Below are 20,213 nucleotides of genomic sequence, written 5' to 3'. Positions count from 1 at the left end.
TTTAAGTTCTATAATCATAAATCAACAGTCTTCAATCGTTAATCAAAATGGTAAATTTTTCACATCTACATTTCCGCCAGATAAAATAATACCGACGTTTTTGTTTTTAAATTCTTCTTTATGTTTTAAAACGGCTGCAAAAGGAACAGCTGATGAAGGCTCTATAATAATCTTCATGCGTTCCCAAAGTAATTGCATAGCGTTTATAATTTCATTTTCTTCCACACGAATTATTTTTTCAACGTGTTTTTGGATAATTGGAAAGTTACGGTTTCCTAAATTTGTTCGCAAACCATCTGCAATTGTCAAAGTTGTCTTGTTTGTTTCAATTTGTCCAGAAACCAAGGAACGATACGCATCATCCACAGCCATAGGCTCCGCTCCAATAGTTTTACAATTATTTGAGAATAAATGCGCTGCTAAAGCAGTTCCGGCTAGTAATCCACCACCACCAACGGGTGCAAAAATGACCTCTAAATTGGGCTGTTCCTCTAGTAATTCTATAGCAGCTGTACTATTACCATAAATGACTTCATCTTGATTGGATGGGTGCAAAAATGAGGCGCCTCTTTCTGTCTTTATTTTATTGGCTGTCTCCTCTCTTGCCTTTAATGTCGATTCGCATTCAATGATGTCTCCTCCATATGTTCTAACTGCATTTTTCTTAACCTGTGGCGCGTTTTCAGGCATAACGATATAAGCTTTTATGCCTAGATTTTGAGCAGCTAATGAAACCGCTTGTGCAAAATTACCTGAGGAATGTGTAACGACGCCGCGTTGTCTTTCTTCTTCAGACAGCGAAAGAATAGCATTTGTTGCGCCTCGCATTTTAAAGGCTCCCATTTTCTGGAAATTCTCACATTTAAAAAATAGATTACAACCCGTTTCTTTGTTTAATAATTGTGAGGTTAAAACAGGGGTTTTATGAATAAAAGGTTTTATTCGGTTGTGAACTTCTATGAGAGTTTGTTTATTCATAATTTTAAAAAAACCTACAAGGTTTTAGAAACCTTACAGGTTAATGATATTATTGTCCTTTAAATTTTGGTTGACGTTTTTCTATAAATGCAGTGACTCCTTCTTTGTAATCGTCGCTTTGTGCGGCTTCAATTTGTAATTTTGATTCAAGAGCGAGTTGTTGCTCTAAAGTATTGGTCATCGATTTGTTGAATAGCTCTTTTATCATTCCCAAAGCTTTGGTTGGCATGTTGGCTAGTTTTAAGGCTAATTTATCAACTTCTTCTTCGAAATTTTCTAATGGAATCATTTTGTAAATCATTCCCATTTTTTCTGCATCTTCAGCTGAAATTTTATCGCCTAACATGGCTAAGGCCTGTGCTTTTTGAAAACCTATTAATCTTGGAAGAAAGTAGGTACCTGCGCTATCAGGTACCAATCCTATTAAGCTAAAGGCTTGAATGAAGCTTACTTTTTCGTGAGCCACAACAATATCACAGGCTAATGCTATATTAGCGCCTGCTCCTGCAGCAACGCCGTTTATGGCTCCAATAATTGGTTTTTTAATACTTCTGATTCTTGTGATAATTGGATTGTAGTGTTCTTCCAATATTTTTTTGAAGCCTGGATTTGAATCTGGGTCCGTGACTTCTTTTAAATCTTGACCCGCGCAAAACGCTTTTCCGTTTCCTGTGAGGACAATGGCTCTGACATCGGGATTATTTTCACAATCGTCTAAAATACTTTGTAAACTTAAAGCCATTTCACGATTGAAACTATTAAAGACCTCTGGTCTGTTTAGCGTTATGGTTGCTATTTTGTTTTCTGTTTTTAATTCAATTGACTTCATTTAATCTTTTTCTTTTATATGTTCTCGATACAAAATTGCCCTAAAGCAATTTCACTCGAACTGACGTGATGTTACTTTAAACATTTAAAATAATCGAAGGGTTCATGGCAATCATCACATTGAAATTGTGCTTTACATGCGGTTGAGCCAAATTGACTTACTAATTTTGTATTGGTAGAACCACATTGCAGACACTTTACCAAGCGTTTTTCGTTGAGCAATACATCTTTATCTGCTTCTGCCTCTAATGGTGCTGCTATGCCGTAATCTTCTAATGCTTTTCTTCCTCTTGGTGTAATCCAGTCGGTGGTCCATGCTGGATGCAGGATGAGTTCAGTTTCAGATTTGTAACCGGCTTTTTTTAATGCTTTTTTTATATCATCTCCAATGACGTCCATAGCAGGACAACCACTATAAGTTGGTGTGATTTCTACTTTAACAATCCCATCAACAATAGTTGCAGAACGTACGACTCCCATGTCCATTATAGAAAGTACTGGGATTTCTGGGTCTGAGACTTTGGATAAAATCTCAATTAGGTTTTTGTCGATATCTTGTGTTTCTGTTATCATTTTTGAAATGCTTCGATAAGCTCAGCATGACATATAGTTTTAATTTGAAATTTTATTGTTCATTTATGAGATTCCTGCTTTCGTAGGAATTGGGTTACCATTCCATATTAGGGTATGTGCGTTGCATATATTGTAATTCAGCTAATAAGTACCCTAAATGTTCGGTGTGAATTCCTTTTTTTCCTCCTTTTTGAAAATATTTTGATTCTGGGATTTTCAGTGTTGCTATTTCTAAAACTTCATTGACTTGTTTGTAATAAGCATCTTTTAGCTTGGTGACATCAACGCCAATACCTTCGGAAACCATTGCTTTATCAGCTTCGGTTTGATGAAATAATTCGTCGGTATAAGTCCATAAATCATTTATGGCTTCCTGCATTTTTGCTTTGCTTTCCTCTGTTCCGTCGCCTAGACGTTTTATCCAATCTGATGAAAATCGCTCATGGTAACGTACTTCCTTGATACATTTTTTTGCTATTGCGGAAAGTGTTAAGTCTTTGCTCTTTTCTAATTCTGAAAGAAAAGCCAAATGGTACACATCAAATAAAAACTGACGTGCCATAGTGTAAGCAAAATTAGTGTTTGGTTGTTCTACTAATAATACATTGACGTATTCGCGCTCTTTTCTGAGCATCGCAATGTTATCTTCCGTTCTGCCATCTCCGGCGATTTTAGCTGCGTATTGGAAATAACTACGGACTTGTCCGAATAAATCTAGTGAGATGTTGGTGCAAGCGATGTCTGTTTCTAGAGTTGGACCGTGACCTGTTAATTCGCCTAGGCGTTGGCCGAGGATTAGGCTGTTGTCTGCAATGCCTAGGATGTATTTGTATAATTCTTGTTTCATATTAAATTGAACTTGAAGTTGCATTCGAAGAATTTCAATAAATAGTTTTACTTACTTTCAAAATTGATTTTTTTCTGTTTAACACCCCTAAAGTCCCCTCAAGGGGACAATCATAAGCATCAAATTTGTATTTCAATTAATGAGATTCCTTTCTTCAAAGGAATTTTACATGTGCTTCACTTCATCTGGTAAATCGTAAAACGTGGGATGACGATAGACTTTGTCTTGTGCTGGTTCGAACATCTCTCCATTGTGTTCTGGATTTGATGCTATGATGTTTTTACTTTCTACAACCCAAATGCTAACGCCTTCATTGCGTCTGGTGTAAACGTCTCTTGCGTTTACTAATGCCATTTCAGCGTCTGCGGCATGCAAACTACCAAAGTGTCTGTGTTCTAATCCGTTTTTACTTCTTACGAAGATTTCCCAAAGTGGCCAGTTTTTACTCATATGAAATTGAATTTGAAATTGAACTCGAATATGAATCGTTTCAATTTATACTTTATACTATTACTATCTTAAAAACACCCCCTAAAGTCCCCTCAAGGGGACAATCCAAGGATTCAAAATCTCAACTATTATATTATTATTTTTTGTCAAGGCACTGCTTTGTCTATAATCTAACAGCAAAGCGGTCTAAATATCTATTATCTAATTAAACTACTTGTTTCTCTTTTCGTTCTTGTTTCTTATCAGCATACGCCATTGCCGCATCTCTAACCCATTCGCCTTCTTCCCATGCGCCAACTCTTGCTTTCATACGCTCTTTGTTCATTGGGCCATGACCTTTTACGACTTGCCAGAATTCGTCCCAATCGATGTCACCGAAGTCATAACTTTGGCGTTCTTCGTTCCATTTTAAATCTGGATCCGGAATAGTGAGTCCGATTAAATCGGCTTGCGGTACGGTTTGGTCTATAAATTGTTGACGTAAATCGTCATTTGATTTTCGTTTTAACTTCCATTTCATGGATTGCTCTGTGTGAATGGATTCAGCGTCAGTTGGTCCCAGCATCATTAAACTTGGCCACCACCATCGGTTTAAGGCATCCTGAGCCATTTCCTTTTGTTCTGGTGTTCCGTTTGCCAGTTTCATCATGATTTCATAACCTTGACGTTGGTGAAAACTTTCTTCTTTACAGACGCGAATCATCGCTCTTGCATAAGGACCATAAGAGGTATTACATAAGGGCACTTGATTGATAATTGCTGCACCATCGACGAGCCAACCAATCGCTCCCATATCGGCCCAAGTGACTGTTGGGTAATTGAATATGGATGAATATTTTGCTTTTCCGGTATGTAATTGCTCGTACATTTCATCTCTAGAAATACCTAAGGTTTCTGTTGCTGAATAGAGGTATAAACCGTGACCCGCTTCGTCTTGGACTTTGGCGAGTAAGGCGACTTTTCTTCGTAATGACGGTGCGCGCGTTATCCAATTGCCTTCTGGAAGCATCCCTACAATTTCGGAATGCGCGTGTTGCGACATTTGACGAATGTGTGTTTTTCGGTATTTTTCGGGCATCCAGTCTTTGGGTTCGATTTTTTCGTCTCTTGCGATACGTGCTTCGAACTGTTTTTCTAGACTTCGACTGCGCTCAGTCCCTGGATTTTTTATTTGTTCTTCACTCATGGTTTTAAGCTTTTAGCTTTTGGCTATTTGCCTTTAGCTTGTTGAACTTTTATTAGTTGTTGGCTGTTGGCTTTTTACTATTGGCGCGTTAGGGATTGTAGCGACATCCTTTTTTACGTCAGTTCGAGTGAAATTGCCTTTTTGCAATTTTATATCGAGAACAAGTAAAAAAGATATAGCGGAAAGCCCGACTCTACGTAGCTTTTTTTTTTTTGCGAAGTAGAGTAACGCCCAAATTATTATTTTAATGAACTTATAATACCTACAAGGTTTTGAAACTTTGCAGGATAACGACATGAGGTTCCTGTTTACGCAGGAATTTTAAACGTCAAAATCGACCACAACTTTATCGGTTGTTGGTACGGATTGGCAACTTAGCACCAAATTTTGTGCGACTTCTTTGTCGTCTAATGCGTAATTTATTTTCATCTCCACGTCACCTTCTTTGACTTCGCATTTGCAAGTGCTGCACACGCCTCCTTTACATGCGAATGGTAAATCGGCTCCTGCGCCAAGGGCTGCATCGAGGATGTTGTCGTATTGCTTGGTCATAGTGAAGGAAAATTCTTTTCCTCCATCTACGATTGTGATTTCTGTGCCTTCAACATTTTGTTTTGCTAAGCGTTCGGCGCGTTTGATATCTTCGTCTGAAAGTCCGGTTACAAAGAGCTCAAAATGGATGAGTTCTTTTGGTAATCCTGCGTTAATTAAATAGTCGCTCACGTAATTGACCATTTTTTCTGGTCCGCAGAGAAATACTTCACTGGTATCTGGAATATCGATGAAGGTTTTTGTGAGGACTTTCATTTTGTCGTCATCGAATCTTCCGTTGAATAGTTCGATATCTCGTCGTTCTTTAGTGAGGAAATAATAGATTTCTAAGCGTCCGAAATATTTGTTTCGCAGTTGCTCCAATTCTTCTTTAAAGATAATGGATTTTGCGGTTTTATTGACGTAAAATAATTTGCATGTTGAATTTGGTTCGGCTTGTAAATGTGCTTTAACCATGGACAAGACTGGTGTGATACCACTTCCTGCAGCGAAAAACAGATAATTTTTCGCTTTTTTGGCATTAACTTCTACACCAAATGTGCCGTTTGGTGACATGACTTCGATATCGTCATTGGCTTTGAGTTCGTTATTAATGTAGGTTGAGAATTTGCCGCCTGGAATTAATTTTACCGCGACTTTCCACAACTTTTCTTCAGGGCTTGAGCATAAGGAATAGGAACGTCGTACGTCATCGCCATCAATATCAGCTTTTAAGGTTAAATGTTGCCCTTGCCTGAATTTGAATGCGTTTTGTAATTCTGAAGGCACATGAAAGGTAATGACAGAGGTGTCTTCTGTTTCCTTATATATGTCTTCGACTTTTAATTTGTGAAATTCTGTCATCTAATTTGAAATCGAACTTGAACTAGAATTTGAAACTGAATACCTTCAATTTCATATTCTATCTCAATTTTACACAACTAACACTTGTTAGTTTGCTTGACAAAAATATAAAATATATTCTAAAGTTTTTGTTAATTCGATTTTCTGAACGCCATAAACTAAGAAAATCTTAATTTATCAGCTATTCTATGGCAATACCATTAATGAGAATATTACTTAGGTCGTCCGTTAATTCTTTGAGATTGATTACCTCTTTCTTTGGAATCCAAATATAAAGCGAACGTAATGTAGTGAGTATAGAAAACATCATGACATCTGGTTTTGCGTCTATAATTTCTCCGGATTTTATACCGTCTTCTAGAATGGTTTTGAAGTCGTTTTCGTAATCGCTGCGTAGTTTTTTGTAGTAGTTAAGTTGAGTTTCAAGGTGCATCCAATCGTTATTTAAGGATGCCATGCCGTAGCTGTTTTTACTTGAAATATGAACGTGAAGTTCTATAATTTTTTTTAGCTTATCGATGCAAGCTTCATTGGACTCGCTAATTTGCTTCATGCCGCTAGAAAACGCTTCCGCTAAAGAAATAATGATAGCATTTAGAATATCTTGTTTAGAATTGATATGATTATAAAGACTAGCCGCTTTTATTCCCATGGCTTTTGCTAAATCTCGCATGGTAACCGCACTATAGCCTTTTTCTTTAAAAAGTTTTGCTGCTACTCTTATGATTTCTTGTTGTCTTGTTTCTGATTTCATTGACCTCTACCTAAGCCTTCCCAAAGGAAAGGGATTCATACGGAACTGTAGGATAATATTGATTGCTTGTAATAAATATAACTTATTGATAATTAATCTTAAATCAAACAAATATTATATGTCTGAAATAGACTAAAAACACTATTCAATATAATGACTATATAGCACTTACAATCTATTTTTTTCTATCGATGACATAATCTACCATCAATTTTAAAGACGCCTTATAAGGTGATTCTGGATAGGTTGCTAAAATACTTAAAGCTTCCTCTTGAAATGCTTTCATTTTAGAAACCGCATAGTTTAAGCCGTCTTTATTCTTAACAAAGTCAATAACTTCTTTAACTCGTTTTTTATCTTTATTATGATTTTTAACAGAATTAATCACCCAAGATTTTTCTTTTTTGCTGCAGTTATTCAAGGCATATATTAATGGCAAGGTCATTTTTTGCTCCTTAATATCTATTCCTGTAGGTTTACCAATAGCTTCCTGACCATAATCAAATAAATCATCTTTTATTTGAAAAGCCATACCTATCAGTTCACCAAATTTTCGCATGGTTTCCACTTCTGGAGAATTAGGTTTAACCGAAGCTGCACCCAAGCTACAACAAGCTGCAATTAAAGTGGCTGTTTTTTGCCTAATAATTTCGTAATAGATGTCTTCTGTAATATCTAATTGTCTGGCTTTTTCAATCTGAAGCAATTCGCCTTCACTCATTTCTCGTACAGCGACAGAAATAATTTTTAGTAAATCGAAATCATTATTATCTATAGACAATAACAGTCCTTTTGATAATAAGAAATCACCAATAAGGACGGCAATTTTATTTTTCCAAAGGGCATTGATGGAGAAAAAGCCTCGTCTTCTGTTACTATCATCAACCACATCATCATGAACCAAAGTCGCAGTATGTATTAACTCTATGACCGAAGCGCCTCTATATGTACGTTCGCTAACTTCGCCATTATTCATCATTTTTGCCACCAAAAACACAAACATAGGTCGCATTTGCTTGCCTTTCCGGTTAACAATATAATGTGTAATTCTATTAAGAAGCGCCACCTTGCTTGCCATTGAAAGTTGAAACTTTTGTTCAAAAAGTTCCATTTCGTAAGCAATAGGTTGTTTAATCTGCTCAGTAATCTTCATTTTACGCATGTTTGGTTAGCCTGTAAAAAAGTTAATTTGTAAAACTAAATAATCATTTGATAGTTTCAATTACTCTTAACGTAATAATTAAGATTTCTACCTTCGTAAGAATTTGTCATCTTGTAGACCGTAAGCTGTTTTATCTCCTCAGTAATCTTCATTTAAATTGATATTATGCTCCTATTTTACAATATTACAAATAATAGTGCTAGTATATTCTCAAAAATAGAAATTTACAGTTTTAACATTTTCTCTGAATTAATATTTGTAATTTTAGGTTTTTAATCATAAAAATATAACACTATGAAAAAAATTACTTTATTACTTTTTATCTTAAGCATTAGCTTAAACACTTATGCACAAGACGTTGTCTGGTCTGACAACTTTGATGACGAAGATATTTCTGACTGGACATTAATTGACGCTGATGGAGACACTTTTAACTGGGGAGATCTATTTCAAGTTACTGATGCTTTAGGAGCTCCTGTTTCTCCAGTATCTTTAATCTCTAGATCTTGGCAAACAATAGCTTTAACACCTGATAATTGGGCTATATCTCCAGCTATTGATTTAAGTGGTGCTTCTGGAACAATAACTGTTGAATGGATAACACAAGTTGCTGCAGCATCTTGGGATTTAGAAAAATACAGCATCCATGTTGGTACAAGTAGTGATACTGCTACATTAGTAAATGCAACTACCTCAATGACAGAGACTTTAGGTCAAGCTGATGATTTAGGCACACCTACTAACCAGTCTCTAGACATTAGTAGCTTAGCGGGTGAAGCTGAAGTTTACATTGCTTTAAGACACTGGGATACTACCGATCAAGATTGGATCTCAATTGATGATTTAACTGTAACTGCAAGCACACTTAGCGTTAATGAGTTTGACAGCAATTCATTTTCTTACTATTATGATAATAATTTAAACACGCTTAAATTAGAATCTAATACCAATGCATTAAGCAGCATTAATATTCATTCTGTTTTAGGACAAAATGTAATGTCAAAATCATTATCTAATACTAGTGAATTAATTAATTTACCAGCACTTTCAGATGGTGTATACTTAGCTGAAGTTGAAATTAATGGTCAGTCTAAAACAATTAAATTCATTAAGAACTAATTATTATTAATTCGAATTAAAAAAGCGGCAAATTGCCGCTTTTTTTTTATACCTATTCGTAATAATTAAACGAATCATACATCGACACGACGTTATTACCCGAAGTATCTTGTATAAGATTATTAAAAATAAACTTTGATTTTATAAAATATTTGTACTTTTATAAAATTAACTTTTAATCCAAAAACACATGAAAAAAATTACTTTATTATTTATCTGTGCCGTACTTTCTTTAAACCTAACAGCACAAGAAACAATTTCTTTTGAAAGCACAGAAGGTTACACCTTAGGTGACATCAATACTCAGAATGGATGGGTATCAACAGGAGATGGCGCTGGAGGATTTGTGACAAATCAGGTGGTTAGCGATGAGCAAGCATCTGATGGATCATACTCTTTAAAAATCACTACTGAAAGTGCATTTGGAGGCCAAGAAAGTCCTATAGTAGGAGGTTTTTACGATTATAGCACACCTGTTTCTTATGTTGATGCTGTTTTTTCTACAGACTTGTATATTGACACTTTTGATTCTTCAACCACTTCAGATTATATGTTAGGATTCATAAATCTAACCGACGGTGTATTTATTACTTACATTAATTTTAGCTACACAGGTGACATAAACATTCTAGCTGACGATGGAGCAGGCACAGTTATTTTAGATGACACTTTAACAGATTGGACACCTTTGACTTGGTTTAATGTTCGTATGGAGTTAACTACTGGAGGTGCTGTTGAAATTTTTATTGATAACGTTTCCATTTATACAGGAACTGTTGCGACTCCAGATGCAGATATAGAACATGTAAGATTTGTTCATGATAATTTTGCTGGTTTTGCTTACTTGGACAATTTTAGAACAAATGATGAGCCAACTGCCTCAGTTAACGAATTTGATTCAAGTTCATTAACACATTACTACGATAAAAATTCTGAAACTTTTAATCTTGAGTCATCAAATTCACCAATAACTAATATTGAGATATATTCAATTCAAGGAAAACGTGTAATTTCTCAACCATTATCTAACACTACTGAAAGCATCAATACTGCTTCATTAGCTGACGGCGTATATTTAGCTAAAGTAACGATAGATGGTAATTCTGAAACTATCAAATTTATTAAGAATTAATCATTGTTAATTCTAATTAAAAAAGCGGCCATTGGCCGCTTTTTTTTATGTCTAAACTTAAATTATTTTAACCTTTATTCGCCAACTGTCCACAAGCAGCATCAATATCTTTACCTCGACTTCGTCTTACGGTAACCGTTATATTATTAGCTTCTAGAACAGAAACATACATATCAATTGCTTTTGAATTGGCTTGTTGAAATTCGCCATCATCGATAGGATTATATTCTATAAGATTGACTTTACTTGGTGCAAATTTGCAAAATGCCACTAAGGCTTCTGCGTCTTTTCGTTTATCATTTATAGCATCCCAAACTACATACTCGTAGGTTATTCTGTTTTTTGTAGCGGCATACCAATATTGCAAGGCTTCTCTTAAGTCACTTAAAGGAAATGTGGCGTTAAATGGCATTATTGAGGTACGAATGTCATCTATAGCCGAATGCAAGGAAACAGCTAGCTTAAACTTCACCTTATCATCTGCCATTTTTTTTATCATTTTTGGCACTCCTGATGTAGATACGACAATACGCTTTGGTGACATACCCAAACCTTCTGGTGATGTAATTTTATCAATCGCCTTAAGTACATTATTGTAATTCATTAAAGGCTCCCCCATACCCATAAATACAATATTACTCAATGGTCTGTTGTGGTATAAGCGGCTTTCGTTATCTATAGCAACCACTTGGTCATAAATTTCATCTGGATTAAGGTTTCGCATACGTTTTAATCGCGATGTTGCACAAAACCTACAATCTAAACTACAACCTACCTGAGATGACACACATGCTGTAGTTCTAGATGTGGTAGGAATCAATACAGACTCTACAATTAAATCATCATGAAGTCTAACTGCATTTTTAATCGTCCCATCAGAACTTCTTTGCATTTGATCCACTTTGATATGGTTAATTACAAAGTTATCTTCTAGCATTTGTCGTGTTTCTAAAGATACATTGGTCATATCTTCAAAACTGTAAGCTGACTTTTGCCATAACCACTCATAAACCTGATTACCTCTAAAAGCTTTATCACCTTGTTTTACAAAGAATTCTCTGAGTTGCTCTTTGGTTAACGCGCGTATGTCTTTCTTTTTAGTTTCCATATTTTGCAAAAGTAATGAAATGTATTGTGATACTTAAAATTGAATATTTTTTTAGCCCCAACTTGCACTAATTCATACGAACCTATGCGACTAATTTTGTGATTTAAAAATTCTAAAAAGCGATTATTTAGCAGTGTTAAGCGGCATACACCCCGAGATTCACACAGAAAAAAAGCGCTATTAAAAGTGAAAATAAATGCTAGTAACATTTAAAATTAACAATCTATGCGTTTGGAATAGAACGACACTAGAAAGGATAATCAAGCCTTTGGTAAGCGCGTTAAGGATGGTAGTGGAAAGCCCACAGGAATTTGGTTTTCTTTTCCAAATTACGAGGACTTGCAGCGGACAGCCTGACTCTACGTAGTTTTTTCACGGAGTAGAGTAACGCCCAAAAAATTGAAACAAAAAAAAGCCTCTATAAAGAGGCTTTAAATTATAGGCTATTTCGTTTATTAGATGATAAGCATAGCATCACCATAAGAATAGAATCTGTATTTTTCTTTTACAGCCTCTTCGTAAGCTTTTTTCATAAAATCATGACCTGCAAAGGCTGATGTCATCATTAACAACGTTGATTTTGGTGTATGAAAGTTAGTAATCATACAATTAGCAATGCTAAAATCGTAAGGAGGAAAAATAAATTTATTAGTCCATCCTTCAAATTCATTTAATCTGCCATTTGAAGACACCGAACTTTCAATAGTACGCATGGATGTTGTACCTACGGCACATACACGTTTTTTGTTCTCAATGCCTTTATTTACGATATCTGCAGCAGTTTTGCTGATGATGATTTCTTCGCTGTCCATTTTGTGTTTAGATAAATCTTCAACCTCAACCGGATTAAAAGTTCCTAAACCAACATGTAAAGTAACCTCTGCTGTTTCTACGCCTTTAATTTCTAAACGCTTTAATAAATGCTTTGAGAAGTGTAACCCTGCAGTTGGTGCTGCAACAGCGCCTTCATTTTTAGCATATATAGTTTGGTAACGCTCTTCATCTTCTGGCTCTACCTCTCTATTAATGTACTTAGGTAATGGTGTTTCACCCAATTGCGTTAATTTTGTTCTAAAGTCTGAATACGACCCGTCATATAAAAAACGAAGCGTTCTACCTCTAGAGGTGGTATTATCTATAACTTCTGCAACAAGTGTTTCGTCATCACCAAAATATAACTTATTACCAATTCTTATTTTACGAGCTGGATCTACCAAAACATCCCAAAGACGTTGATCTTGGTTTAATTCTCTTAATAAAAATACTTCGATACGTGCGCCTGTTTTTTCTTTATTACCGAACAAACGTGCAGGAAACACTTTAGTATCATTCATAATCATCACATCACCTTCATCAAAGTAATCAATAATATCCTTGAAGAGCTTGTGTTCAATAGTTTGCTTTTCCCTGTTAAGCACCATCAATCTTGCTTCATCTCTGTGTTCTGCAGGATGCTCGGCAAGTAATTCGTCTGGAAGGTCAAAACTAAAGTGTGATAATTTCATGTATTTATATGTATTAGATTTTAAAGATTACATGTTGTTCGCTATTAATCATTTATCATAATAACGCTAATTCTAACATGCGTGGTTTTAAGCGTGTGGTATTTTATTATTTTTCGAACTGCAAATATACAATCTCAAGATAGGGGTTGTCAAGTAAATAGATGTTTATTTTTATTTTGGTATTATAATAATGGCTTTAAAACAGCCTCACTTCTAGTTATAAGCATAAGTCATTCGGTTATATAAATAACAAACAACAAGGCAATCTCAGCATAAAAATTTAATTGTTTTAACTTTACTCTATGGCGAAACCAATGGCTTTAAAATCCTCCCAAAACTTTGGATAAGATTTACTTACCACATCTGCATTTTCAATTATAAGTGGCACTTTTAATCCCAAGGGAGCAAAAGCCATTGCCATTCTGTGATCATTATAAGTAGCAATAGGTATGTTGTGGTTAATTTTTTGTGCTATCTGTAAATGTAGTGAAGCCTCTGTAATACTTACGGCTCCTCCTAATTTTTCTATTTCGGTTTTAAGCGCCACTAGACGGTCTGTTTCTTTTATTTTAAGCGTGTGTAGCCCAATCATCTCACATTCTAAGCCTAAACCAAATGCGGTTACGGCAATAGTTTGAGCGATGTCTGGTGCGTTACTCAAGTCACAATAGATTTTTTCTTGTTGGTTTACCTCTGAAATCTTTTTGAGTGTAATTTCATTATTTTCAAAATGTGTTTCCACACCAAAATCTTTATAAATTTCAGCTAAAACGGAATCACCTTGTAAACTTTCTGCTTTATAATACGCGATTGTAATTTGTGTCCCAACCTCGCTTAAAGCAATAAGGCTATAAAAATAAGAAGCTGATGACCAATCGGACTCAACCGTTAATTGTTGTGCATTAATCGGAGTATCGTTTGGTTTTACTGTAATAATTTGATCTACAAAACTAGTTTGTATGCCGATAGAATTCAATAAACTCAAAGTCATATTGATGTAAGGCACAGAGGTGATTTTTCCTTTTAAAGTAAGCTCTAATCCATGCTCTAATTTTGAAGCCACAAGTAATAATGCCGAAATATATTGACTACTTACATTAGCTTCTAATGCTACTTTATTTTTAGTGAGTTGTTTTCCTGAAATTTTAAGTGGAGGAAAGCCATCATTTTCTAAATAAGTAATATCTGCGCCTAGCGTTGTTAAGGCATCAACTAGGATTTTAATTGGTCGTTCTTTCATACGAGGCGACCCTGTAATAATAGTTTCTCTATCGTTTTGAATAGAAAAATAAGCCGTTAAAAATCGCATGGCTGTGCCAGCATGGTGAATATCTATGAGCTTTTCATTTGATTCTAGTGCTTTTTGCATGAGCACTGAATCGTCGGAATTTGACACGTTGGCGATACTAATATTTGGAAACAATGCTTTAAGCAGCAACAAGCGGTTAGATTCGCTTTTTGATCCTGTAATTTGAATCGTTTGATTATTTATTAGCTTAGACTTTTGAATTCTGATATTCATAAAGGGTCTTTAAAAGTTGAGGTGATAAAACTACTTTAATTTCTCGTTATTGTGGTGCCTGTCGTGATCTCGTTTTGTTTTTTTATCCATTTTTTTATCGAATGCAGCTTGTAAATCTATACCGGTTTGGTTGGCTAAGCATAGAACTACAAACATCACATCAGATAACTCTTCACCTAAATCTTTGTCTTTATCACTTTCTTTTTCGCTTTGTTCGCCGTAACGTCTTGCTATAATTCTTGCTACTTCCCCCACTTCTTCAGTGAGTTGTGCCATATTGGTAAGTTCATTAAAGTAACGAACACCGTGTTCATTAATCCAGTTATCAACGTCTTGTTGTGCGTTTTTAATATTCATGTTATTATTCTTTTATAATTTGAAAGTTTACCAAATGTATTCGCTTGAAGAATCTAATATTTCTTTAAAATTATTCACTATTTTTAGAATCGATAATAATAGTAACAGGGCCATCATTAACCAAAGCTACTTTCATATCGGCACCAAATTCACCTGTCTGTATGGGTGTTTCAAGTGTGTTTTCGAGAGTCTTGATAAAGTCTTCATACAACGGAATAGCAATAGCCGGTTTTGCTGCTTTAATATAACTTGGTCGATTCCCTTTTTTTGTGCTAGCATGAAGTGTGAATTGACTCACCAAAATTACATCGCCTTTAGCATCTTTTAAAGACAGATTCATAACACCTTCATTATCGGGAAAAATGCGAAGATTAGCTATTTTATTACAGAGCCAATTAATGTCTTCTTGAGTATCATCGTTAACGATGCCTAGTAAAATTAAAAGTCCTTTTTGTATCGCTGCAACTTCTAAATCATCTATAATTACTGAAGCTTCTGAAACTCTTTGAATAACTATTTTCATAATATTTTACTGTTAGCTGAAACTGAAAACTGATTACTGAACCTCATCCCAATTATCAGTTCTGTAATGTTCGTCTTCACCTTCTAAAATTTGAACATAGCTTTTATACCTTGAATACGAAATTTCATCAGCTTCTAAAGCGTCTTTTACGGCACATTTAGGTTCGTTGAGATGGATACAGTTATTAAACTTACAATCTTGTTTAAGCGCGAAGAATTCTGGAAAATAATCACCTACTTCTTCCTTTTCCATATCCACAACACCAAAACCTTTAATACCAGGTGTGTCTATAATCTTAGCATCAAAACTAAGATCAAACATTTCGGCAAATGTTGTGGTATGTTGCCCTTGGCTGTGTTGGGTAGATATCGCTTTCGTTTTTAAATCTAAAGCTGGTTCTATAGCATTAACCAAGGTCGATTTACCTACGCCAGAATGTCCTGCAAACATGCTTACATTCCCTAGCATTAAGTTTTTAACCTGATCTATATTTTCGCCTGTAGCAGCAGAAATCTCAATACATTTATAACCTATAGCACTATAAATACTAGAGATATATTTCATCTCTAACCTCGTATTTTCATCATAAGTATCTACCTTATTAAAAAGCAGAATGGTAGTTATAGAATAGGCTTCTGCAGTGACTAAAAAACGATCGATAAAAGTGGTAAATGTTGGTGGATTATTAATGGTAACCAATAAAAAGACCTGATCAATATTAGATGCAATAATATGGGTTTGTTTAGATAGGTTTACCGATTTGCGAACGATATAATTTTTACGCTCTTCAATATGATGAATAACACCGGTTTCGGTATTGTTTTTGGTTTCTAATTCAAACGTTACCTTATCACCAACAGCAATTGGATTGGTGCTCTTAATGCCCTCTAGCCTAAAACGGCCCTTAATTCTACATTCATAGAATTTGCCATTTAAGGTTTTAACTGTGTACCAGCTTCCTGTAGATTTATATACTGTTCCTGTCATTGCTACAAAGATGGCTATTATTAGCGTGTAATACAACTAAAAAAGGCTACCAATTGGTAGCCTTTAATTTTATTTTAAAAATTAATTGATATTTAATTTTTCTAAATGAATATCTAACGATTTTTCTTTTCTGTTATATTCTAACAACATCACATGCCCCAGTTTTGCTGGTAAAACTCTATAGCTAATTTTACCTTTAGATTTTTGCAAATAGATTTTATCCTCAGATAATTCACCTTCATTATACATTATTGATTTGAAAGCCAATTTATTTTTTTCACCTTTTAATCTTTCATAATCAATAAAAGTAGCATAGAATCGATCTCTATCTGTATCAATTTGAGTGAATTCATAATCAAAAGCACCATAGGATTTTAAGGCATGAGCATTTAATTGCGGGCTTCCAAAGTCGGTTAAACTAGGAGCTCTAGATTTTCCTTTTTTATAATTGGTAATATTTTTTAGCTCAAAATCGTTATCAAATTCAAAAATTACTGCATCAGTTATAGTTAATTGAGTTACAGAACCTCCTCCACCAAGTGCAGCAGCTGCAATACCCATTCCACTAGCTGTTTTTCTAAAACGCTCGCCTATACAATAATAAGACCCTGTTTGTGTTCGTATAATATCATGAAAATAGACATAACCTCTATTTTTCTTTCCACTAGAATCCTCAGGCATCATAGCGTCTATTTTGTCTTCCCAACTTACTTTATTATCAGAAATCGTTTTCCCATCTAAACTGGTCACTTCCGCAAAAATCCCTTCACTTTTAGCTTTAACAACGTTATCTCCTTTTTTGAAATACTCACCTAATAAAACCAATTCTTTATCATCTGTTAAAAAAGCATTGGTTATTAATCTCGGGTTTTCCTCCCTATCATACTCTTTTTCAAATAATAACGCTCCAGTTTTAACATCTATAACTAAAATTTTGAATTTTAGCGTTTGGCTCATTAAAGACTTCTTAGAGGTTTCTAATGCAACTACGACTTCTTCATTAACCTCAATTGGATTAATTGACAAAATTTCTTTAATCTCTTCTGGTGAATTATAATCCCAAGCTTTTCCTCCATCTGTTGGTATATACTTTAAACCGTATCCTAGTTTTTTATTATCGCGTATATAGTTAAACAAAAACCCTTTGTTATCAATAGGAAATAATAAGTTGAAGTTTCCTGATTTCACCATAAAAGACAACCATTTCATTTCTTTTTTACTCACAGGAATCACAATATCTTTACCCTGATTTCCTTGCCTATCAAAAGAAACTAACTTATACTGTCGCTCTTTTACATTCACCATCGCAAACATTAGTTTTTGATTATTAAACTTGCTGTTTGCTAAAACGGTATTTTTATCATCAATGTAAGATTTTGTTGCAATTTCATTTAGATTATTATCTAACATTTTAATGGCATATTCTCGCTTACCTTTTTTTAGTTTATCTACCTGATAGTAAAAATAATAGCCATCAACATCCTTATTTTTGTCCATAAAAGAACCCGAGTTCTTTATTTTAAAAGATGTAATTTCGCTTAATGATTTTTGCTGTGCAAAAACACCAACACTTAAGAAGCAAATAAATGCAAGTCCTAAAAAGTTTTTCATTTTGTTTTAGTTAAAGATTAGTAATTACTGATTAATAGATTCAAAAAATTCATGAGTTGTCCTTAACAATTCATAGTTCTCCATGTTACTTTTATTGAACTCACAAAATGCGAGTCCTAGTTTTCGTGTTTCATTGAGTTCTAAATTGTGTAAAAACAATCGTATCGTATTCAATTGTTTCTCGTCTGAAAAACTATTTTTTTGAGGAACATATTTTCCTAAATGATGCTGTTCTTTGGCTTGATATATTGATTTTAATACTTGAGCCATTGTACTATAATAGTAATCTGATGTAATTTTATGATTTTGAAATTGTTCAATCAACTGATATATCGCAAGGTCTAAGAGCTTTAAATCAATTGAACATTTAATACTTTGAGCGTTCGCTATTTTTTTTATTTCACTAATTTCAGTCGTTACTCCTAATATTAATTCGTCTTGGATATTAAACTCTGTTTTTAATTTTTTTATTCTAAAATTAATTTCTGGATGTGTTTTTAGGGTATCTGATGATAGTTTAAACTCGTTTATTTTTTCATCTGTATCAAAAATTGATATTGCTTCTTTTAACCAATAGGATTTAAAAGGATAAGTTTCTAAATTAAATACACTATCAATTTTAACATCATGATGCAACAACATATCATCAACAGCCTTTAGTTTATTTAAAGAACTAAGAGCTTTAGATTTAGAATATTTGGTTTTAGAAAAAAACACAAACCCTAATGAATCAGCTTCCGCTTCAACCTCTTTAGAGTGTTCTAAAATATCAATACTTAAACCATCTATAACAGATAATGCGGCTCTGGTTTGTCCATACCTTTGTCTTTTTACATGCCTTACCTTCTTTTTTGTTTCTTTAGAGTTAATTGTTGCAATTACATTTGAAACATTTTTTAAAGAATGCTCTAAATACTTATGAGCAATCTCATGGCAAATTACAAAGGCTAGCTCATCATCAGATTCTAATGCAGTAAATAAGCCAATATTAATTTGAAACATGCCATCACCATAACAAGCCGCATTGGGCAACATAGAATTATTAATAAAAAAATTGAAATCTGTAGTATCTATTTCAGGATTGGAAGCAAAAATATTTGCAAGAATTAAGTCGAGATGTTCTTTTATTTCTGGAATAAAAACATAACTACTGTCCTTTATTGTTTTTAATATTTCCTCATCTCTGTCTTTAAATACTTTCTTAATTTTTGAAGAAAAAGGCCCTTCAATTTTATTAATATAATTGGAATTAATTCTCTTAAGGTAAATCTCGGTTTCATTTATATCTTGAGGTAGATACTCATTAACCGCATCTTGAGAACAAACAAGTTGAAAACATAAAAAAAGAAGTAATACCTTAAAATATTTAGAATTCATTAACAAGTAATTTCTTATTAATACCAAAAATAACTTTTTTATTTAAATTTTAACACTTTGAAATATAAATCGTTAAATTCAACATGAATTAATTAAAATTCTTAATTAATTTTAACTCCTTATTGCCCTTAATGTGGCTAATCGCTTGCCATCTGCAATAATATTTACAATATAAATTCCTGTTGAAAAATGAGAGAGATCAATACTCCCTATTTCTCCAAATTTTTGATAGGTTGAATTCTGAATTATCCGACCAGATATATTTGCTATTGAAATTTCTACTTTATTATAATTTTCAGTCAACTTTAATTGAAACATTCCATTTGATGAAGGATTTGGAAAGAGTCTATTTTTCTTAGTTTTAGTAATCTCCAAATAGTTTATTTGAGTTACATAACCACCACAACCTGTTCTAATGTGATAAATAGATGGAGAATAACCAATTACTACAACTTCATCTAAGTTGTTATCGTCTTTAAGTTTAAATGTAATACTCTCGCTCACAGTTAAAACTAATTCTTCGGTTTTGTACCCCAAATAAGACACCAATAAGGTATCTCCTTTTTGGGCTTTTAATTTAAACTCCCCCTTGCTGTTGGTGGCTATTCCTGTTGTACTATTTTTAATAATAACGCTTGCTGATTCTAGCGGAATGGAATCATTAGACACAATACCGGTTATTGAAACTTGTGCTGAAGTGATAACACTAAAAAACAATGTAACAATTAATAAAGTCATTTTTTTCATGAATCATTGGTTTTGGTTAATACACCAAACATATCATAAAACACAATTTTAA

20 protein-coding genes are annotated in these 20,213 nt (G+C 33.9%); 2 read left to right on the top strand and 18 right to left on the bottom strand.

What is annotated here, in order from left to right:
- Nucleotides 1-42 precede the first annotated feature (42 nt).
- From HM982_RS15570 to HM982_RS15530, 9 genes are all read right to left on the bottom strand, one after another.
- A complete protein-coding gene (locus HM982_RS15570) occupies nt 43-978 on the bottom strand; it encodes a pyridoxal-phosphate dependent enzyme (protein WP_179354262.1) in 936 nt (311 codons plus the stop codon).
- Nucleotides 979-1,027: 49 nt separating this feature from the next.
- A complete protein-coding gene (locus HM982_RS15565; protein ID WP_179354261.1) occupies nt 1,028-1,807 on the bottom strand; it encodes an enoyl-CoA hydratase-related protein in 780 nt (259 codons plus the stop codon).
- 71 nt (nt 1,808-1,878) lie between these two features.
- The gene (paaD, locus tag HM982_RS15560; RefSeq protein ID WP_179354260.1) at nt 1,879-2,379 is read right to left on the bottom strand and encodes a 1,2-phenylacetyl-CoA epoxidase subunit PaaD; all 501 of its coding nucleotides are present in this window, start codon (nt 2,377-2,379) and stop codon (nt 1,879-1,881) included.
- Nucleotides 2,380-2,473: 94 nt separating this feature from the next.
- Nucleotides 2,474-3,226, bottom strand: a complete 753-nt coding sequence (gene paaC, locus HM982_RS15555) for a 1,2-phenylacetyl-CoA epoxidase subunit PaaC (protein WP_179354259.1) — start codon at nt 3,224-3,226, stop codon at nt 2,474-2,476.
- 165 nt (nt 3,227-3,391) lie between these two features.
- Complete coding sequence (gene paaB, locus HM982_RS15550) at nt 3,392-3,676, bottom strand: 1,2-phenylacetyl-CoA epoxidase subunit PaaB (RefSeq protein ID WP_179354258.1); 285 nt, start codon at nt 3,674-3,676, stop codon at nt 3,392-3,394.
- A gap of 205 nt (nt 3,677-3,881) precedes the next feature.
- Entirely contained in the window at nt 3,882-4,862 is a 981-nt protein-coding gene (gene paaA / locus HM982_RS15545) for a 1,2-phenylacetyl-CoA epoxidase subunit PaaA (protein ID WP_179354257.1), read from the bottom strand.
- A 321-nt stretch (nt 4,863-5,183) separates the two neighbouring features.
- On the bottom strand, nt 5,184-6,257 hold the full coding sequence (locus HM982_RS15540) for a 2Fe-2S iron-sulfur cluster-binding protein (RefSeq protein ID WP_179354256.1): 1,074 nt from the start codon (nt 6,255-6,257) through the stop codon (nt 5,184-5,186).
- Between the two features lie 181 nt (nt 6,258-6,438).
- On the bottom strand, nt 6,439-7,011 hold the full coding sequence (locus tag HM982_RS15535; RefSeq protein WP_179354255.1) for a TetR/AcrR family transcriptional regulator: 573 nt from the start codon (nt 7,009-7,011) through the stop codon (nt 6,439-6,441).
- Nucleotides 7,012-7,186: 175 nt separating this feature from the next.
- Nucleotides 7,187-8,164, bottom strand: coding sequence for a polyprenyl synthetase family protein (locus HM982_RS15530; RefSeq protein ID WP_179354254.1), 978 nt, complete (start codon nt 8,162-8,164; stop codon nt 7,187-7,189).
- 303 nt (nt 8,165-8,467) lie between these two features.
- Between HM982_RS15530 and HM982_RS15525 the strand changes: the two genes are divergently transcribed.
- On the top strand, nt 8,468-9,292 hold the full coding sequence (locus HM982_RS15525; RefSeq protein WP_179354253.1) for a T9SS type A sorting domain-containing protein: 825 nt from the start codon (nt 8,468-8,470) through the stop codon (nt 9,290-9,292).
- A 190-nt stretch (nt 9,293-9,482) separates the two neighbouring features.
- Nucleotides 9,483-10,424 carry a T9SS type A sorting domain-containing protein gene (locus HM982_RS15520; RefSeq protein WP_179354252.1) on the top strand — a complete coding sequence of 314 codons (942 nt, stop codon included), beginning with the start codon at nt 9,483-9,485 and terminating at the stop codon, nt 10,422-10,424.
- A 67-nt stretch (nt 10,425-10,491) separates the two neighbouring features.
- Here the strand turns inward: HM982_RS15520 and rlmN are convergent, their stop codons facing one another.
- From rlmN to HM982_RS15475, 9 genes are all read right to left on the bottom strand, one after another.
- Nucleotides 10,492-11,532, bottom strand: a complete 1,041-nt coding sequence (gene rlmN, locus HM982_RS15515) for a 23S rRNA (adenine(2503)-C(2))-methyltransferase RlmN (protein WP_179354251.1) — start codon at nt 11,530-11,532, stop codon at nt 10,492-10,494.
- A 455-nt stretch (nt 11,533-11,987) separates the two neighbouring features.
- Complete coding sequence (gene queA / locus HM982_RS15510) at nt 11,988-13,037, bottom strand: tRNA preQ1(34) S-adenosylmethionine ribosyltransferase-isomerase QueA (protein WP_179354250.1); 1,050 nt, start codon at nt 13,035-13,037, stop codon at nt 11,988-11,990.
- A 295-nt stretch (nt 13,038-13,332) separates the two neighbouring features.
- Nucleotides 13,333-14,559, bottom strand: coding sequence for a 3-phosphoshikimate 1-carboxyvinyltransferase (locus HM982_RS15505; protein WP_179354249.1), 1,227 nt, complete (start codon nt 14,557-14,559; stop codon nt 13,333-13,335).
- Between the two features lie 30 nt (nt 14,560-14,589).
- Nucleotides 14,590-14,916, bottom strand: a complete 327-nt coding sequence (locus HM982_RS15500; RefSeq protein ID WP_179354248.1) for a nucleotide pyrophosphohydrolase — start codon at nt 14,914-14,916, stop codon at nt 14,590-14,592.
- A 70-nt stretch (nt 14,917-14,986) separates the two neighbouring features.
- The gene (dtd, locus tag HM982_RS15495) at nt 14,987-15,439 is read right to left on the bottom strand and encodes a D-aminoacyl-tRNA deacylase (protein ID WP_179354247.1); all 453 of its coding nucleotides are present in this window, start codon (nt 15,437-15,439) and stop codon (nt 14,987-14,989) included.
- A 33-nt stretch (nt 15,440-15,472) separates the two neighbouring features.
- A complete protein-coding gene (rsgA, locus tag HM982_RS15490) occupies nt 15,473-16,426 on the bottom strand; it encodes a ribosome small subunit-dependent GTPase A (protein ID WP_179354246.1) in 954 nt (317 codons plus the stop codon).
- A gap of 81 nt (nt 16,427-16,507) precedes the next feature.
- Nucleotides 16,508-18,037, bottom strand: a complete 1,530-nt coding sequence (locus tag HM982_RS15485) for a DUF6770 family protein (protein ID WP_179354245.1) — start codon at nt 18,035-18,037, stop codon at nt 16,508-16,510.
- Between the two features lie 24 nt (nt 18,038-18,061).
- Entirely contained in the window at nt 18,062-19,414 is a 1,353-nt protein-coding gene (locus tag HM982_RS15480) for a M48 family metalloprotease (RefSeq protein ID WP_179354244.1), read from the bottom strand.
- Between the two features lie 111 nt (nt 19,415-19,525).
- Nucleotides 19,526-20,161 carry a carboxypeptidase-like regulatory domain-containing protein gene (locus tag HM982_RS15475; protein ID WP_179354243.1) on the bottom strand — a complete coding sequence of 212 codons (636 nt, stop codon included), beginning with the start codon at nt 20,159-20,161 and terminating at the stop codon, nt 19,526-19,528.
- Nucleotides 20,162-20,213: the final 52 nt, after the last annotated feature.

It is taken from the genome of Winogradskyella vidalii, from assembly GCF_013403955.1.
Lineage (GTDB): Bacteria > Bacteroidota > Bacteroidia > Flavobacteriales > Flavobacteriaceae > Winogradskyella > Winogradskyella vidalii.
The sequence above is the reverse complement of the archived record's forward strand: the minus strand, read 5'-3'. Positions and strand labels throughout refer to the sequence as shown.

Excerpts from the sequence above, each read along its gene's own strand:
- paaB (WP_179354258.1), bottom strand. The coding sequence starts at position 3,676 with ATGAGTAAAAACTGGCCACTTTGGGAAATCTTCGTAAGAAGTAAAAAC.
- HM982_RS15480 (WP_179354244.1), bottom strand. The coding sequence starts at position 19,414 with ATGAATTCTAAATATTTTAAGGTATTACTTCTTTTTTTATGTTTTCAA.
- HM982_RS15570 (WP_179354262.1), bottom strand. The coding sequence starts at position 978 with ATGAATAAACAAACTCTCATAGAAGTTCACAACCGAATAAAACCTTTT.
- paaC (WP_179354259.1), bottom strand. The coding sequence starts at position 3,226 with ATGAAACAAGAATTATACAAATACATCCTAGGCATTGCAGACAACAGC.
- rsgA (WP_179354246.1), bottom strand. The coding sequence starts at position 16,426 with ATGACAGGAACAGTATATAAATCTACAGGAAGCTGGTACACAGTTAAA.
- HM982_RS15505 (WP_179354249.1), bottom strand. The coding sequence starts at position 14,559 with ATGAATATCAGAATTCAAAAGTCTAAGCTAATAAATAATCAAACGATT.
- HM982_RS15540 (WP_179354256.1), bottom strand. The coding sequence starts at position 6,257 with ATGACAGAATTTCACAAATTAAAAGTCGAAGACATATATAAGGAAACA.
- HM982_RS15535 (WP_179354255.1), bottom strand. The coding sequence starts at position 7,011 with ATGAAATCAGAAACAAGACAACAAGAAATCATAAGAGTAGCAGCAAAA.
- HM982_RS15500 (WP_179354248.1), bottom strand. The coding sequence starts at position 14,916 with ATGAATATTAAAAACGCACAACAAGACGTTGATAACTGGATTAATGAA.
- dtd (WP_179354247.1), bottom strand. The coding sequence starts at position 15,439 with ATGAAAATAGTTATTCAAAGAGTTTCAGAAGCTTCAGTAATTATAGAT.
- HM982_RS15530 (WP_179354254.1), bottom strand. The coding sequence starts at position 8,164 with ATGAAGATTACTGAGCAGATTAAACAACCTATTGCTTACGAAATGGAA.
- rlmN (WP_179354251.1), bottom strand. The coding sequence starts at position 11,532 with ATGGAAACTAAAAAGAAAGACATACGCGCGTTAACCAAAGAGCAACTC.
- HM982_RS15475 (WP_179354243.1), bottom strand. The coding sequence starts at position 20,161 with ATGAAAAAAATGACTTTATTAATTGTTACATTGTTTTTTAGTGTTATC.
- HM982_RS15525 (WP_179354253.1), top strand. The coding sequence starts at position 8,468 with ATGAAAAAAATTACTTTATTACTTTTTATCTTAAGCATTAGCTTAAAC.
- paaA (WP_179354257.1), bottom strand. The coding sequence starts at position 4,862 with ATGAGTGAAGAACAAATAAAAAATCCAGGGACTGAGCGCAGTCGAAGT.
- HM982_RS15565 (WP_179354261.1), bottom strand. The coding sequence starts at position 1,807 with ATGAAGTCAATTGAATTAAAAACAGAAAACAAAATAGCAACCATAACG.
- HM982_RS15520 (WP_179354252.1), top strand. The coding sequence starts at position 9,483 with ATGAAAAAAATTACTTTATTATTTATCTGTGCCGTACTTTCTTTAAAC.
- queA (WP_179354250.1), bottom strand. The coding sequence starts at position 13,037 with ATGAAATTATCACACTTTAGTTTTGACCTTCCAGACGAATTACTTGCC.
- paaD (WP_179354260.1), bottom strand. The coding sequence starts at position 2,379 with ATGATAACAGAAACACAAGATATCGACAAAAACCTAATTGAGATTTTA.
- HM982_RS15485 (WP_179354245.1), bottom strand. The coding sequence starts at position 18,037 with ATGAAAAACTTTTTAGGACTTGCATTTATTTGCTTCTTAAGTGTTGGT.